The organism is Halobacillus sp. H74, from assembly GCF_052246715.1.
GTDB classification, from domain to species: Bacteria; Bacillota; Bacilli; order Bacillales; family Halobacillaceae; genus Halobacillus; species Halobacillus litoralis_A.
The window spans coordinates 82,875-97,252 of the sequence record NZ_JBQQCI010000007.1 but is presented as its reverse complement, the minus strand read 5'-3'; the positions used below and the strand labels follow the sequence as shown (position 1 = coordinate 97,252).

18 protein-coding genes are annotated in these 14,378 nt (G+C 44.1%); 11 read left to right on the top strand and 7 right to left on the bottom strand.

The annotated features are described in order from the left end of the window. Window positions 1-161: 161 nt before the first annotated feature. Window positions 162-1,316 carry an aminotransferase A gene (locus ACTWPX_RS16160; RefSeq protein WP_443120618.1) on the bottom strand — a complete coding sequence of 385 codons (1,155 nt, stop codon included), beginning with the start codon at window positions 1,314-1,316 and terminating at the stop codon, window positions 162-164. Window positions 1,317-1,424: 108 nt separating this feature from the next. Between ACTWPX_RS16160 and ACTWPX_RS16155 the strand changes: the two genes are divergently transcribed. The 6 genes from ACTWPX_RS16155 to ACTWPX_RS16130 all read left to right on the top strand — a co-directional run bounded on the left by ACTWPX_RS16155 (window position 1,425) and on the right by ACTWPX_RS16130 (window position 5,641). Then, complete coding sequence (locus ACTWPX_RS16155; RefSeq protein WP_443120617.1) at window positions 1,425-1,571, top strand: FbpB family small basic protein; 147 nt, start codon at window positions 1,425-1,427, stop codon at window positions 1,569-1,571. Window positions 1,572-1,686: 115 nt separating this feature from the next. Further along, window positions 1,687-2,538, top strand: coding sequence for a patatin-like phospholipase family protein (locus ACTWPX_RS16150; protein WP_443120616.1), 852 nt, complete (start codon window positions 1,687-1,689; stop codon window positions 2,536-2,538). A 154-nt stretch (window positions 2,539-2,692) separates the two neighbouring features. After that, complete coding sequence (locus ACTWPX_RS16145; RefSeq protein ID WP_443120615.1) at window positions 2,693-3,397, top strand: DNA alkylation repair protein; 705 nt, start codon at window positions 2,693-2,695, stop codon at window positions 3,395-3,397. Window positions 3,398-3,459: 62 nt separating this feature from the next. Beyond that, window positions 3,460-3,867 (top strand): hypothetical protein, encoded by a 408-nt coding sequence (locus tag ACTWPX_RS16140; protein WP_128522964.1) that lies wholly within the window; start codon window positions 3,460-3,462, stop codon window positions 3,865-3,867. 65 nt (window positions 3,868-3,932) lie between these two features. After that, a complete protein-coding gene (locus tag ACTWPX_RS16135) occupies window positions 3,933-4,133 on the top strand; it encodes a PLDc N-terminal domain-containing protein (RefSeq protein WP_241655924.1) in 201 nt (66 codons plus the stop codon). A gap of 602 nt (window positions 4,134-4,735) precedes the next feature. Next, on the top strand, window positions 4,736-5,641 hold the full coding sequence (locus tag ACTWPX_RS16130) for a chemotaxis protein (RefSeq protein WP_443120614.1): 906 nt from the start codon (window positions 4,736-4,738) through the stop codon (window positions 5,639-5,641). A 56-nt stretch (window positions 5,642-5,697) separates the two neighbouring features. On the opposite strand, the gene ACTWPX_RS16125 is transcribed toward ACTWPX_RS16130, so the two are convergent. The 4 genes from ACTWPX_RS16125 to ACTWPX_RS16110 form a co-directional block, all read right to left on the bottom strand. Continuing rightward, the gene (locus ACTWPX_RS16125; RefSeq protein WP_241655923.1) at window positions 5,698-5,913 is read right to left on the bottom strand and encodes a hypothetical protein; all 216 of its coding nucleotides are present in this window, start codon (window positions 5,911-5,913) and stop codon (window positions 5,698-5,700) included. A 70-nt stretch (window positions 5,914-5,983) separates the two neighbouring features. Continuing rightward, on the bottom strand, window positions 5,984-6,454 hold the full coding sequence (locus ACTWPX_RS16120; protein ID WP_128522961.1) for a YkyB family protein: 471 nt from the start codon (window positions 6,452-6,454) through the stop codon (window positions 5,984-5,986). A gap of 68 nt (window positions 6,455-6,522) precedes the next feature. Next, a complete protein-coding gene (locus ACTWPX_RS16115) occupies window positions 6,523-7,098 on the bottom strand; it encodes an SCO family protein (RefSeq protein WP_443120613.1) in 576 nt (191 codons plus the stop codon). Window positions 7,099-7,196: 98 nt separating this feature from the next. Then, window positions 7,197-8,057, bottom strand: coding sequence for a metallophosphoesterase (locus tag ACTWPX_RS16110; RefSeq protein ID WP_443120612.1), 861 nt, complete (start codon window positions 8,055-8,057; stop codon window positions 7,197-7,199). Window positions 8,058-8,198: 141 nt separating this feature from the next. Between ACTWPX_RS16110 and fadH the strand changes: the two genes are divergently transcribed. Continuing rightward, on the top strand, window positions 8,199-8,966 hold the full coding sequence (gene fadH, locus ACTWPX_RS16105; protein ID WP_128522958.1) for a 2,4-dienoyl-CoA reductase: 768 nt from the start codon (window positions 8,199-8,201) through the stop codon (window positions 8,964-8,966). A gap of 353 nt (window positions 8,967-9,319) precedes the next feature. Here fadH and ACTWPX_RS16100 read toward each other — a convergent pair whose 3' ends face one another. Then, window positions 9,320-9,976, bottom strand: a complete 657-nt coding sequence (locus ACTWPX_RS16100) for a DUF4396 domain-containing protein (RefSeq protein WP_443120611.1) — start codon at window positions 9,974-9,976, stop codon at window positions 9,320-9,322. A 151-nt stretch (window positions 9,977-10,127) separates the two neighbouring features. Here ACTWPX_RS16100 and ACTWPX_RS16095 point away from each other — a divergent pair, with 151 nt between their 5' ends. From ACTWPX_RS16095 to ACTWPX_RS16080, 4 genes are all read left to right on the top strand, one after another. Then, complete coding sequence (locus ACTWPX_RS16095; protein WP_443120610.1) at window positions 10,128-10,445, top strand: metal-sensing transcriptional repressor; 318 nt, start codon at window positions 10,128-10,130, stop codon at window positions 10,443-10,445. A gap of 13 nt (window positions 10,446-10,458) precedes the next feature. Beyond that, window positions 10,459-12,864 (top strand): heavy metal translocating P-type ATPase, encoded by a 2,406-nt coding sequence (locus ACTWPX_RS16090; protein ID WP_443120609.1) that lies wholly within the window; start codon window positions 10,459-10,461, stop codon window positions 12,862-12,864. A 22-nt stretch (window positions 12,865-12,886) separates the two neighbouring features. Then, window positions 12,887-13,087: a cation transporter gene (locus ACTWPX_RS16085; RefSeq protein WP_443120608.1), complete on the top strand. Its 201-nt coding sequence runs from the start codon at window positions 12,887-12,889 to the stop codon at window positions 13,085-13,087. A 272-nt stretch (window positions 13,088-13,359) separates the two neighbouring features. After that, on the top strand, window positions 13,360-13,512 hold the full coding sequence (locus ACTWPX_RS16080) for a hypothetical protein (RefSeq protein ID WP_443120607.1): 153 nt from the start codon (window positions 13,360-13,362) through the stop codon (window positions 13,510-13,512). Between the two features lie 91 nt (window positions 13,513-13,603). Here the strand turns inward: ACTWPX_RS16080 and trhA are convergent, their stop codons facing one another. Next, on the bottom strand, window positions 13,604-14,242 hold the full coding sequence (gene trhA / locus ACTWPX_RS16075) for a PAQR family membrane homeostasis protein TrhA (protein ID WP_443120725.1): 639 nt from the start codon (window positions 14,240-14,242) through the stop codon (window positions 13,604-13,606). Window positions 14,243-14,378 lie beyond the last annotated feature (136 nt).

Below are 14,378 nucleotides of genomic sequence, written 5' to 3'. Positions count from 1 at the left end.
CCTGTTCGGCCGGCGGTATTCTCATCGAATGGGGGAACGGCGATGTTTCAGCTTTTTTCCTGCTGAAACATCGCCGTTTATTTATTACATTTCGCTCTTTCCCTCCATTACCTTGGAAGCGTTTATCATATTTCTTTAGCAGGATTCCTCCTCTGCAATTTTCAAGAGGTCTGGTGGAATTTTTCAAGCCGGTCCAAGCCTTTTTCCAAGGTCTCCATGCTATAGGCATAGGATAGTCTCATATAGCCTTTCCCATACTCAGAAAAGGCGTCTCCGGGTACGAGCGCGATACCCGCTTCTTCAACGAGTTGAATCGCTCGATCCATGGTTGATTTTCCTTTTAAGGGGAAGCGGAGGAAAATGTAAAAGGCACCATCAGGCTGGGCAAACTCCAGCCCCATCTCTTGCAGGCGTCTCGTTACATAAGAACGACGTTGTTTATAGGCTTCCCTCATTTTCTTACTACCTTCAGATCCTTTGGTCAGTGCTTCTAAAGCGGCATATTGGCTGATGGATGTCGCACAGGAGACATTATATTGATGGACTTTCAGAATATGACGACTGAGCCAGGCAGGCGCAAGGAGATAGCCGATCCGCCATCCTGTCATGCTGTGGGATTTCGAAACCCCATTGATGACGATTACCTGGTCGCGGATTTCCGGAAACGTGGCAATGGATGTGTGTTTTTGCTCATATACAAGTTCACTGTATATTTCATCGGCCAGGAGAAAAAGCTGATGTTTTTTCAGAGTTTCAGCAATGTCCTTTAATTCATCTTCTGTCATGGATACACCGGTAGGGTTCGAGGGATATGGTAAAATGATTGCTTTTGTTCTGTTTGTCAAGTGGGCTTCAATCAGGTCGCTTGTCAGTTTGAATTGATTTTCACTTGTATCAACAAATACAGGAGTCGCACCTGCTAAACGAATCAAAGGCTCATATCCTGGGTAGACGGGGCCCGGCAGTAATACTTCATCCCCAGGCTGGAGTATGGTCCTTAGTGTAATATCAAGCGCCTGGGAAGCCCCGACCGTTACGATAATTTCCTCTTCAGCGCGATAGGATAAATGATAGGTCGTAGACACATGGTTTTCAATCGCTTTTCGTAGTGATAACAGCCCGGCATTGTGAGTGTAGCTTGTCTGATTGTCTTGAATGGCCAGTATACCAGCCTGTTTGATGTGGTCCGGTGTAGGAAAATCCGGCTGGCCGATTGTTAATGAAATGACATCCTCATAATGGCTGACCATGTTGAAAAAGCGGCGGATCCCTGAAATTTCAATATCTTTTACTTTGGAATTAATTAAATTCTCCATAATATTCTCTCCTTTTACAAAAAGTTAACAAAATGTTCAAACAATTCAAACGCAAAACATGTAGAATTTTGTTATAATTCAAAATAAGCCAACGAAAGGAGCTTGATGATGAGACCTAATCGTATTTCGTTTGAAGACTTAGTCGATCGTAATAAACAACAACTTTTGCAAGATCAAGAAGCTATCGAAAAAATCGAGCAGGAAATAGATGAAAAACATTCTAAAAGAATCGACTTCGATGAATATGTAAGCTGATGATACCACACACCAAAGCAACCGCCGTATAGGGGTTGCTTTTTTTTACTTTTGTTAAAGGAAGTGGCAAAATGTAGATAGGTAACATATTATCGAATGATAGAAGGTGTTTGCAATGAATAATGTCGGATTAGTTCTCGAAGGCGGAGGGATGAGAGGTGCCTATACGGCAGGTGTTTTAGACTTTTTCCTCGATGAAGGAATCCATCTCCCTTATGTTGTCGGTGCTTCTGCCGGTGCATGCAATGGCTGTTCTTACGTTGCCAGGCAGCGGGGGAGGAATTATGAAGTCATTGTCGAATATGGGAATCATCCAGAATACTTATCATACAAACGAATGTTCACCCAGCGACAGCTCTTCGGAATGGATTTTATTTTTGATAAACTGCCGAACCAGCTTGTCCCCTTCGATTATGAAACATTCCATCAGCAAACTACAAAATTCGTCGTCGGAACCACAGACATGCAGACAGGTGACCCGGTTTTTTATGACCATTTTCCTGATAGGGACAGTTTGCTGAAAATCATCCGTGCCTCCAGTTCTCTGCCAATGGTGGCGCCAAGTATTCAGTATGAGGGGAAACATTTGATGGACGGAGGAATATCTGATCCAATTCCACTTCAGCCCTCTCTTGATCACGGCAATGAAAAGCACGTCGTAGTGTTGACTCGAAATGACGGTTATATTAAAAGAAAGATGAAAGCAGGCTGGTATTTCAACCGTAAATATAAACAATTTCCATTATTTGCAAAAGCTATGCTCAATCGTCACTTCCGCTATAATGAGCAATTGGAGAAGGTGAAACAGGCAGAGGAAGATGGATCGGCCTTCGTGATTCGTCCTATTCAGCCGCTGCGGGTGAGCAGAATTGAAAGGAATCGGGATCGTCTGCATCAGCTTTACATACAAGGGTATGAAGAAGCACAAGACCAGGCAGAGCGCCTGGAACAATTTTTACAAAGTTAAGGGGAATGGTGTTTGCGTTCAGGAAATTGGATATGAGCCATGAAAATGTTCGGATGCCTATCAATGGGTTCCTTCCGATTAGTAAGATAGTCAGTATGATGCCATAGAGTGGAAATGGTTTTTGAAACATGCTCACATAGGAGGAGGCAGTGGGATGAACCGGAACAGCACTTTTGCGAATGAAGTTTATGAAGCGTTAAGCGCACATAGAAATGACGAAAATAGAGGACCGATGGAGGCTTATATGAAGCACCACTTTTCTTTTTTTGGAATCAAGTCGCCCGAGCGGAAACAAATACTCCAACCGATGTTAAAAGAGTATAGGAATGTCTCTGATACGGAACGTGTGGAAGCGGCTTTGCTACTGTTTCAAAAACCAGAACGGGAATGCCAATATGCGGGACTGGCCTTTTTGGAAAAAGGAGTGAAAAAAGCACCGCTTTCCGCTATTGCTGTCTATAAAGAATTACTCATGACTAAGCCATGGTGGGATACGGTAGATATGATTTCAACCCATTTATGCGGCGGTTATTTCAAGCGATATCCTGAGCTGCTCACCCCTCTTACAAAAGAATGGAGTCGTTCCCCTCATATGTGGGTAAGGCGCTCGAGTTTGCTGCACCAGTTAAAGTTCAAGGAGCAGACAGATGAACAACTGTTGTTCGAAACGATCGATTCGCTGAAACATGAGAAAGAGTTCTTCATAGAAAAAGCTATCGGATGGGCCTTGCGTGAATATAGCAAAACGAACCCAGACGCCGTAGTACGTTTCTTGGAGAAAACAGAATGTCGGCCATTAAGCCGGCGGGAAGGTTTGAAATGGCTGAAGAATAAACACCCGGAACGAATCCTGTCCTGACGTTTACCCTGAGCTTCTGTTGTTCATAATGGTGATAGATTGAACAAGGAGCTGAGGATTGAATGAATTTGGGTGAATGGGTCGACCTATCATTTCTTGAGGATACAATAAGGTTATTAGACGATGATCTATTAAACGTATTTGGACTAGAACCGGTCCATGTGCAATTTTCTCTCGTTTTCCTTTTTATGATGGCCTTGATGTGGGTGGTGAAGCCGGTGATTGAGTGGATGATACTGAATCATTGGAAATCACTATCGAGTTATGTAGCAAGCGCACTGTTAGCTCTGGTGTTCCTGCAGCTCATCGATCGTTACGCTATGAGTGATACGACATCTACTTTACCTGGATATTACTGGTCGATCTGCCTTCTCGCTATCAGCAGTTATGGACTTGTTTATGTAGGCGCAAAGGCGACGCGTAAAGCATGGATGAAATTTTCGAAACGGAACAAAAGAAAAGTGGCTTGAGAATGAAACTGAGAGCCCCCTTCCTCGTATAATAAGGTGAAACAAGAAAACTGAGGGGGTTCATCATGGAAATCGGCATCATGTTTTTTATGTTTTTCTTATTCGGGTTGGGTTTGCTTATCTTGAATATCGTCACGAGCGTCTGGGCGTACCGTGATTCGTTGCGAAAAGGCCAAAACAGCACATACAGCCTTGTCGTTTTAATCGGAACGCTTTTTTTCCCTATCGTCGGACTGATCGTTTATATAATCATAAGGAATGATTAGAGTAGAGCAAAAAGCTCTGCTCTTTTTTAATGTTCAGTTTCGATGCTTTTGCATGGAGCGATGGTGGGCGGGAAAACGGATCGCTTTCCGCGGGGATGGCGGCTAGCCTCCTCGAGCTAAAGCTCTGTGGGGTCTAGCCTGCCCATCCATTCCCGCAGGAGTCTCACCGTTTTCCCATCCTCCATAATTAGGGACGTGCTCGAAACTCCCTATATGGTCAGGAACATTTTTGCTAAAAATGCCCTACACACGACTGGAAAGATAAATGCTCCACAATGAATAGCGGCTTATATCTCATGTTTTCGAGGAGATTTTATAGCAAGGGGCGGCGGGGAATGGCGACCTTGCGCTATACGTTTCTCGAAATCGATATAGGAAGTATGTGCCCTTTACTTGGTGGATGGGAAATGGTAAGACTCCTGTAGGCTATTTCCGAGTCCCTTTTCCCGTGAGAGTATTCCTATTTGTATTATGAAGAACCCCGGCCCCTCAGTCACGGAAACCTTTTAAATGTCTCGAAACTGAATCTTTGGTCATGGCTTAACCTTCTCCTCTATATGACGATATATAAAGTGGATTATATAACAGGAAGGGCGATGGCCATGCAGAAAGATCAAGGGATTTTACTAGAAACAGGGACGAACGAACTGGAAATCGTCGAATTCGGTATCGGAAACAATCGATTCGGCATTAATGTCATAAAAGTTAAAGAAATTTTGAATCCTCAGGCAGTAACGAAGATACCTCATTCCCATCCGTCAGTAGAGGGGATCATTGAGATTCGCGGTGAAGTAGTGCCAGTAGTAGATGTCGCGCACGCGCTCGGATTTTCTCCATCAGAAAATCCAAAACAAGACAAATTCATTTTGGCTGAATTCAACAAAACCAAAATCGTTTTTCACGTACATACGGTTACACAAATCCATCGCATTTCCTGGGAGCAGATTGAAAAGCCGAGCAAAATGTACCAGGGTTTGGAAACGCAAATCACAGGTGTTATCAAAATGGGAGAAGAAATGCTGCTGCTCCTCGATTTCGAAAAAGTGGTTGCAGATATTAATCCGGAATCAAGCATTCATACAGAACAGCTTCGCGAACTTGGAGAGCGTGAACGTTCTCAGAAAAAGATCCTCATAGCTGAAGATTCAGGAATGCTTCGAGCGATGCTTCAAGAAACATTAGGCGAAGCTGGCTACGAAAATACCATCAGCTTTGAAGATGGAAAAGAAGCATATGAACACTTAGAGAGCTTAGTAGCAGAAGGGAAGTCTGTGGAAGAGGAATACCAATTGATGATCACAGACATTGAAATGCCGCGCATGGATGGACACCATCTGACCCGGCTGATTAAAGAAGAACCTCAGTTCAACGCATTGCCAGTCATTATTTTTTCCTCTTTAATTACTGACGATCTGAGACACAAAGGGGAAGTAGTCGGAGCTGATGCTCAAGTTTCCAAGCCGGAGATTGTGGAACTGGTCAAAATCATCGACCACCATATTTTATAATTGAATACTTAAAGAGCATGCTCAGAAAAAAAGCCGCTGTGAATCAGCGGCTCTTTTCATGCGTCATTGATATTTGTGCGCTTGTACAATTCATCGTGCCAAGCATAAGCTTGTTGAGATAGGGTTTCGGGACCCTGTTTCGTTGGAGAGGCTTCGACGACCAAACTCTTACCGTGTTCAGAGAGATGTTCATACGCCGCTCTCATTTCAGTCGTGTATTCCATGTACTTCTTCAAATGATATAGGAAATCTTCCATTTCATTTGGTGGCATCTCTATCAACCTCCTCTACAAGCCTCATTCCTTCTTTCGCTAGAAATGAAACCTGTGAATAGGTGCTCGGCTATGGTCTTCTTCTCGGCCGTTGATTCCACGGTGTTCCGGTAGGTTGTCCAAGTAGGCTCGACTGCGCGGAGGTTTGTAGGGTGTGTGCCGGTTTTTTCGGCTGTTTCCAATTCAGAAATTGATATAGCGTCCGCTTTGCTCTCGACAAAGATAGTTTAGGTTTCGGATTACGATAGGACTGATCGACCTTGCCTAAGTGCTTCAATTGCTGGAAGTCCTGTTTGTCTGCAGGGATATGAAAATAATAGCCACCGATTTCAATAAGGAGGGTCGAGTGTTGTTGACTATATTTAGGGTGGTCAGAAAAATGAAGTCCGACTTTTTTTGCTCGCTTCTCGGTTAGCAGCTTATCGATGGTGTGCTTTTTAATGTCGTACAGGTGTTTAGGCTCAGGGGCCGTTTTTGCGTGGCGATTGACGATGAATAAAGATTCGGCTAATTCGCGGTTTGATAGTTGGTTCTCTTTCATCTGAAATCTCCTTTCCATCCAAGTATAGCGGTACTCTTGTGTGATTACAATATTTTACATAAGCTTTGTCACTTTTTTAGTGTTTTCAAATCTTCGACGATTTTTGTCACGCTGTCAGCATCGGTTCCGCTATAGCTTTTGATGACTTCTCCTTCAGGTGTAACCAGATAAAAGCTTGTCCCATGGGCGACTTGATTAGAATCAGGTAATTTTTTCAGGGGAGATTGAAAGGATTTGATTGACCATTCTTTCACTTCTTGGAACGTGTACCCCGTCAAGAAATCCCACTGCTCATAATCCGGCTGATAGTCTTTGGAAAATGCCACCAGTTCCTCTGGGGTGTCATTTTTTGGATCGACACTGACCGAAACGAGAGGGACCTCGAGGTTTTCTTCCTTCAATTGATTTTGTAAGCGAGACATATTACCTGTCATCGGTGGGCAAACCGTATCACAATTAGTAAAAATGAAATCCGCTATCCAGTAATCCCCTTTGAAATCCTCCGGCAGATTCACTTCATTTCTGTGTTGATTGACCGTTGTCATTTGATCGACATTTCTAGACATATTCTCTTCAATCGGTGAACCGCACGCGCTCACGATCAGGAGCAGTATAACCATTCCGAACCAAATTCTTAACTTCATGCTCTGCCTCCATTTTTTTGAACTTTCTTTAGTGTATCACTTTGAATAAACTCATCCCAGTGTTCGTGAGGTTCTGTCACAAAAATGTTGACGTTCTCTCAGGATTCCTTCATTTTTAATTGAAAAACTGAAATTTCCGGCTTACATAAAAAACGATAGGGAAGACGTGTGGTTCCAATCCCACGACTCACATAGAGATGAAGTCCCTGGTTTAAGTGATAATAGCCTTCGACGAACCGTTCAGCATATGGAGGGGTGACTAAATAACCGAAAAAGGGGAGCTGTACTTGTCCGCCATGGCTATGGCCGGATAGCTGCACATCAATCGGGTAGTGCTGATACTCTGAAGCGACGTCGGGTTCATGAACCATTAAGATTGTAAAAGGATCCCCCCCGACACGACTCAGCGTTTTCTTAATGTCAGGTCTGCCAAGCATCACATCATCGATGCCTACTAAGGTGAAAGATTCTTTCCCATTTCGAATCACTGTGTGTTGATTTTGTAACAATTCAAATCCTGCCTGTTCCATCACTTCGCGAATTTTATCAGTGCCATAGCCGCCATGGTCGTGGTTTCCGTAAATCCAAAACTTTCCGAGTGGTGCGTCCAGCCGCTGCAGTATCTTCGGCAGCTGCGGAGGAAAATCATACGTATGTGGTTCATCAACGAGGTCCCCGGTAAAAAGGATCAAACCTGGTTTTTGCTCATTGATGGTCTCGACAAGTTCTTCGAGTTGGGAAAGGTTGTAGTGGAACCCGATATGGGTATCAGAAAATTGTAGGATTTTGAGGTTATGAAAGTTTTGGGAGATCTTTTCATTTTCGATCGTATAGTTTTGAACTGTGAGCATATGTGGTTCGAAAAAGCGCGCATAAGAGTAACCGAATGCGCTGAATCCGAGGATTCCAGCTACACTCGCCAATGTTTGCTTGATGAATTTGCGACGGGTTATTTTCATAACAGCTCTCCTCCGAATTCTCACGTAATTATATCATGAATTTCTTAAGCAAAATGTCGGAATTTAACACTACTTTTAAAAATGAACAGGAATTCATTTTGTGTATGTGGAATGTAACAAAGAGAAGAGGAGGAATTACATATGGAGAATCAAGTGGTGATCGTTACAGGTGGTTCCAGTGGTATGGGACTCTATATGGCCAAACGCTTTGTAGCAGAAGGGGCGAAAGTGGCTATTACCGGAAGGAATATTGAGCGGTTAGAAGAAGCGAAAAAGCAGATTGCAGGCGGCAAAGAAGATTTTGTACTGCCTATTCAAATGGATGTACGCAAAGTGGAAGATGCTGAGCGGATGGTAAAAGAGACAGTGGAAGCATTCGGGCGCATCGACCATTTAGTGAACAATGCAGCAGGAAACTTCATAGCTCCAGCTGAAAAATTGTCAACGAATGGCTGGAACTCTGTCATCAATATTGTTTTGAACGGAACCTTTTATTGCAGCCAGGCAGTCGGAAACTATTGGATTGAAAACAAGATCAAAGGATCGATTTTGAATATGGTAGCTACTTATGCCTGGAATGCCGGAGCGGGAGTCATTCATTCCGCTTCAGCGAAGGCAGGGGTGCTGGCTATGACCCGGACATTGGCAGTGGAGTGGGGTGCTAAATATGGTATTCGGGCCAATGCGATTGCCCCTGGTCCGATTGAACGGACAGGAGGAGCAGACAAACTGTTCGAATCTGAGAAAGCCGCCAAGCGTACACTGGCTTCCGTTCCACTAGGGCGCTTGGGCACACCTGAGGAAATTGCTGGTCTTGCTAAGTTCATTCTATCCGATGAAGCTTCCTATATGAATGGTGAAGTGGTGACACTGGACGGCGGACAGTGGTTGAACCAGTTTCCCTTTTGATTGATATGCCATAGGAGTTTCCAGCGTAGAAATTGATAGTACCAGATTGGTGGATGGTGAAGGAATAAATAAAAGAAGCAGGAACCCTTATTGAGGGATCTCTGCTTCTTTTCATTGTATTTAAAAATATTGTCTTATTCGAACCAGAACCACTTGCGCCTTTGAATCGTCCAGCTCCAGCGCCTAGCCTCTCGAGGTCTTGGTCCCATACGATGTGGGGTCGCTCGGCGTGCAACAGGATGTTGTGATTTTAGCCGAACTTCCTCTGTATCTTTACTGTGAAGAAAAACCGCTTCACAGGTCGGATGTTCTTAAGCTTGTCGGGGGTGAACAAGGCGCTTGCGCTTTTGAATTCACATTTCTTCTTTTATTCCTTTTCTGACAAGGATCCAGTTGGCGGGGTAGCTTGTGATGAATCCTAACAGCATGGCTATTTGCATCATGAACCAGTAGGTGGGTTCGGTTGGTTTTGGTGGTTCTTGGAACAATACAAAATGGACGATGGCCATCCAGCCGAACATTCCTACTTCAAAGGCTATGAGCGAAATTGAATCTGCTTTTACCGCTGCCCATATGGATCTTCTAACGCCAAGATCCTTGTTCATCGGGTAAATCGCATAAAACTGAAAAATGATACCGAAAATATAAGCAAGGATGAATTCGACGGTATAATGGGCAAAGAGTGTCGAACCTGCGATCATTAAGCCGGTCAGTGCCACAATTGGAACCCCGACGGCATCTCCGAATGTACAACCTGCTGAACAGTGACTTGTCGAAACGAAAACTTTAGCAGGTCTTCCACGGTGATCTTCATGTGATAGGTCCTTCGCTTTTAATCTTCCCCACTTAAAATAGGTCCAAAGGGCAATGGGGCCGAAAAACCATCCATTGATCGGCCAGACGAAATTCATAACCTTCATCATTTGAGGATGTCGGCTGATATCCACAATAATGATGAAAGATGATAAAAAACCAATCGTCAGGGCAATCCAGGATATAAGAACTAACATGCTATCACCTCAACTAATAATTTCACTATTCATTAATCTATACCCCATATATGTAAAATAATAAACTACATGATTTTTGTTAAATCATCAATCATTTTTGTTGATTTAAATACCTATACCCGGTATATTATAATTAGAAAGGAAGATGACGATGAGCAATGAAACATTACCTGAAAACAGTGGTAAGCAGCCTGTAGAGCCAAGAACAGAAGATGAGAAGCAGGCCCTGCTGAACCGGTTGAAACGTATAGAAGGTCAAGTGAGAGGGATACAAAAGATGGTGGAAAACGATCGGTATTGTGTAGATATTCTTGTCCAAATCTCCGCCATTAACAATGCTTTGAATAAAGTAGGGTATTCGTTATTAGAACGCCATACCCATCATTGTGTTGCAGATGCGATTAAAAAAGGAGAAGGCGAAGAGGCGATTGATGAGCTGATGACAGTTGTGCAGCAATTCTCCAAGTAAGGAGGTTTTGATAGTGTCAGAACTAAAGAACATGAATGTCGGTATTACCGGTATGACGTGCTCCGCATGTTCCACTCGTATTGAAAAGGTGTTGAACAAAATGGAGGGCGTCGAAGCAAATGTGAACCTGGCGATGGAGAAGGCTAATGTCCGTTACGATGAGCATCTTGTCGATCCTGAACATATTAAGAGCAGAATCGAAAAGCTTGGGTATGGAGTGCAAAAAGAACGAGTGGAATTGGACATTCAAGGCATGACTTGTTCGGCGTGCTCAAGCCGCATTCAAAAGGTATTGAATAAAACGGAAGGTGTTGGCCACGCGACCGTAAACCTGGCAACAGAAGCCGGAGTAGTGGAATACGATCCCGAAAAGTTAAGCGTGGAAGATATCATCAGTAAAGTGAAAAAATTAGGGTACGATGCGGTGACCAAACAAGATCGTGAGGAACAGAAAGAACAAAAAGAAGAGGAGCTATCTAAGAAGAAGCGGAAGCTATTGTTGTCTGCCATTCTGTCTCTTCCGCTCCTTTATACAATGTTTGCGCACTTGCCGTGGGATATCGGTGTTCCTGTGCCGGACCTGTTGATGAACCCATGGTTTCAGTTCATTTTAGCGACACCTGTCCAATTTTATATTGGTGCTTCTTTTTATAATGGAGCTTATCGGGCATTATCTAATAAAAGTGCCAATATGGATGTGCTCGTGGCCCTCGGTACATCGGCGGCATATTTTTACAGTGTGGTGGAAGCGATCCGCTGGCAGCTGAATCCTGAAATTATGCCCGAGTTGTATTTTGAAACGAGTGCTGTACTGATCACCTTGATTCTTGTCGGGAAGCTTTTTGAAGCGCTGGCGAAAGGCCGGACGACCGCGGCATTGACGAAGTTATTGAATTTACAGGCTAAAGAAGCAACTGTCATACGAGAGGGCAAAGAAGAGGAAATACCTGTCGACCAGGTGCAAGTGGGTGATGAAATTCTCGTCAAACCAGGAGAGAAAATTCCTGTTGACGGTTCGATTTTAAGCGGAAAAACCTCTGTAGATGAATCAATGATCACAGGTGAGTCGATTCCGGTAGAGAAACAAGCAGGCGAGCCGGTCATTGGTGCTACCCTTAATAAGAACGGAACCATTCGGATGGAAGCAGAACGCGTCGGTAAAGATACCGCACTTTCCGGAATAGTGAAAATCGTTGAAGAGGCGCAAGGTTCCAAAGCACCGATTCAGAGGACTGCTGATACTATTTCAGGAATCTTTGTTCCTATTGTGGTAGGGATCGCGGTGGTGACATTTCTTATCTGGTATATCTTTGTGGCACCAGGTGAGCTCCCCCCTGCACTTGAGGCAGCAATTGCGGTTCTTGTCATCGCTTGTCCTTGTGCCCTCGGTCTCGCTACTCCGACATCGATTATGGTCGGTACAGGCAAAGGAGCAGAGCAGGGGATTTTATTCAAAGGCGGCGAATATTTAGAAGGCACCCATCGATTGACGACGATACTATTAGACAAAACGGGAACTGTGACGAAAGGAAAACCCGAAGTCACGGATTTCGTTGCGGTAAACGGGCAGGAAAAAGAGCTCCTTGCTAAGGTAGTAGCTGCCGAGAAACCTTCTGAGCACCCTTTAGCAGAAGCGATTGTACAGTACGGAGACAGCCAGGGTGTTCAGGTGGAAGGGACCACTGATTTTGAAGCAATTCCAGGGTATGGCATTAAAGCAGCTATAGATGGAAAACGTATAGATATCGGCACAAGAAAATTGATGGACCGTGAAAAAATCACCTGGGAAGATTATGAGGAAGTCATCTCAGGGCTTGAAGAAGAAGGAAAAACAGCGATGTATATAGCTGTTGAAGGTCAGCTTGAAGGGTATATAGCTGTTGCGGATACAGTGAAAGAAACATCCAAGCAAGCCATTCGTCATTTGAAAGATCTTGGCTTACAAGTTTTCATGGTCACTGGTGATAATAAACGGACCGCAGAAGCAATTGCCAGCCAAGTAGGCATTGATGGTGTATTTGCAGAAGTGTTACCTGAAGAAAAAGCGGAAAGAGTAAAGGAGTTACAAAAACAAGGTCAGAAAGTCGCCATGGTCGGAGATGGAATCAATGATGCCCCGTCCCTGGCTACAGCTGATATAGGTATTGCGATTGGAACAGGGTCAGATGTGGCCATCGAAACGGCAGATATTACCTTAGTCGGCGGCGACTTAGCTCATTTAAGCAAGGCGATCGGTTTAAGCCGTAAAACAATGCAGAATATCCGTCAAAACTTGTTCTGGGCACTTGCATATAACACAGCAGGAATCCCGGTAGCTGCTATCGGTTTACTCGCACCATGGGTTGCAGGCGCCGCGATGGCTTTCAGTTCTGTAAGTGTCGTCACGAACTCGCTACGTTTGAAGAGAGCGAAAATATAAAAAAAAGGAAAGGAAGTTTTTCATGAAGACGGTTTTGAATGTAGAAGGAATGACTTGTGAACATTGTAAGAGTGCTGTCAATGGGGCATTGATAGAAGTGGATGGTGTCGAACAAGTCGATGTCGATTTGGAGACAGGAAAAGTAGAAGTTACTCACTCAGAAACGGCGAATAAAGTGGAGATGAGAGAAGTTGTAGAAGAACAGGGCTATGATGTTATTTGAACAACAACCAGCTATATGTTCACTTCCCATTCTGTAAACATGCCTTTGTCTCCGATGAAAGGGCTGTGTAAAAAGTATTTTCCAATAGCAAGGAGCAGAAAAAAATCGTCTTGAATAATTTCGAGGTGGCTGAAGAACTGCATCTATTTGAGTTAGGCATCAAATAAAGAAGCCGAGTTGGGCGATTTTATCGTCCGACTCGGCTTCTTTTAATGGACAAAAAAATCACTCTTTTTTAGGTGGGCCACTGTTGATTCCACGATGAGCGTTCGGTGGTGACGCCTGCGGGAACAGCGCGAGCCGAAGATCCACTTGGTCAAGTGATCTTCTTGGCCAAGTTAGCTGAGGCCGTGCCCGCGGCAAGCATCCACCGCCAAGCGATTCGTGAGAAGCAACAACAAACATTAACAGCTCCTCTGGATTGAAAGGGGTTTTTCAGTGGCCTCGAATAATTTCAGGACAGCTTTTTCGATTCAATTGAGACTCTCGAGATCTTGAGCTGACTAATTATAAGGGTCAATACCCGACAATATAAAAGAAGATGGAGAAAAAATGGAGAATTGAACCGCCAAGCACGAACAAGTGCCAAACCATATGATGGTACTTGAAGCTGCGCCACACATAAAAGATCGCCCCGATGGAATACATGACTCCTCCAATGACGAGATAAGTGATACCGGCTGCAGGTACCTGTGCTGTCAAAGGCCCCCATGCAAGCACGATCAACCAGCCCATTAATACATAAAAAACGGTCGACATGACGACGAATTTCTTTACGAAAAACATTTTGAAGAGAATACCTAGGACAGCTATGCCCCAAACTGTCCCGAAAAGCGTCCAACCAAGGGTGCCGCGTAATGGAACCAGCAGAATGGGTGTATAGGTTCCTGCAATGAACAAGTAAATCGCCGAATGGTCGAAGATTTCGAAGAGGTCTTTCGCCTTCCCGGCAGGAAAACTATGGACGAGTGTCGAAGAAACATAGAGTATCAGCATCGTAATACCGTAGATCGTCACACTTGTAATGTGCCATGCGTTTCCACCGAAACTGGCGAAAACGATAAGCAGGACAAGCATGGCGATACTGAGGATTGCCCCGATCCCATGAGTGATGGCATTGGCTATTTCCTCGCGCTTCGAGAAGGTGTGTGTCATCAATTTTTTCAACCCCAATACTTACTGATAAGTTCATTATACGCCCCTGCAGAATAATTATAAAGTTAAGTGCAAATTAATGGTTTGGGTTGCACTGGAACAGGGGTATAAGTATTTCGTCTGAAAGCGCCAGAGA

Excerpts from the sequence above, each read along its gene's own strand:
- ACTWPX_RS16150 (WP_443120616.1), top strand. The coding sequence starts at position 1,687 with ATGAATAATGTCGGATTAGTTCTCGAAGGCGGAGGGATGAGAGGTGCC.
- fadH (WP_128522958.1), top strand. The coding sequence starts at position 8,199 with ATGGAGAATCAAGTGGTGATCGTTACAGGTGGTTCCAGTGGTATGGGA.
- trhA (WP_443120725.1), bottom strand. The coding sequence starts at position 14,242 with ATGACACACACCTTCTCGAAGCGCGAGGAAATAGCCAATGCCATCACT.
- ACTWPX_RS16135 (WP_241655924.1), top strand. The coding sequence starts at position 3,933 with ATGGAAATCGGCATCATGTTTTTTATGTTTTTCTTATTCGGGTTGGGT.
- ACTWPX_RS16130 (WP_443120614.1), top strand. The coding sequence starts at position 4,736 with ATGCAGAAAGATCAAGGGATTTTACTAGAAACAGGGACGAACGAACTG.
- ACTWPX_RS16120 (WP_128522961.1), bottom strand. The coding sequence starts at position 6,454 with ATGAAAGAGAACCAACTATCAAACCGCGAATTAGCCGAATCTTTATTC.
- ACTWPX_RS16140 (WP_128522964.1), top strand. The coding sequence starts at position 3,460 with ATGAATTTGGGTGAATGGGTCGACCTATCATTTCTTGAGGATACAATA.
- ACTWPX_RS16110 (WP_443120612.1), bottom strand. The coding sequence starts at position 8,057 with ATGAAAATAACCCGTCGCAAATTCATCAAGCAAACATTGGCGAGTGTA.
- ACTWPX_RS16155 (WP_443120617.1), top strand. The coding sequence starts at position 1,425 with ATGAGACCTAATCGTATTTCGTTTGAAGACTTAGTCGATCGTAATAAA.
- ACTWPX_RS16160 (WP_443120618.1), bottom strand. The coding sequence starts at position 1,316 with ATGGAGAATTTAATTAATTCCAAAGTAAAAGATATTGAAATTTCAGGG.
- ACTWPX_RS16095 (WP_443120610.1), top strand. The coding sequence starts at position 10,128 with ATGAGCAATGAAACATTACCTGAAAACAGTGGTAAGCAGCCTGTAGAG.
- ACTWPX_RS16100 (WP_443120611.1), bottom strand. The coding sequence starts at position 9,976 with ATGTTAGTTCTTATATCCTGGATTGCCCTGACGATTGGTTTTTTATCA.
- ACTWPX_RS16115 (WP_443120613.1), bottom strand. The coding sequence starts at position 7,098 with ATGAAGTTAAGAATTTGGTTCGGAATGGTTATACTGCTCCTGATCGTG.
- ACTWPX_RS16085 (WP_443120608.1), top strand. The coding sequence starts at position 12,887 with ATGAAGACGGTTTTGAATGTAGAAGGAATGACTTGTGAACATTGTAAG.
- ACTWPX_RS16145 (WP_443120615.1), top strand. The coding sequence starts at position 2,693 with ATGAACCGGAACAGCACTTTTGCGAATGAAGTTTATGAAGCGTTAAGC.
- ACTWPX_RS16125 (WP_241655923.1), bottom strand. The coding sequence starts at position 5,913 with ATGCCACCAAATGAAATGGAAGATTTCCTATATCATTTGAAGAAGTAC.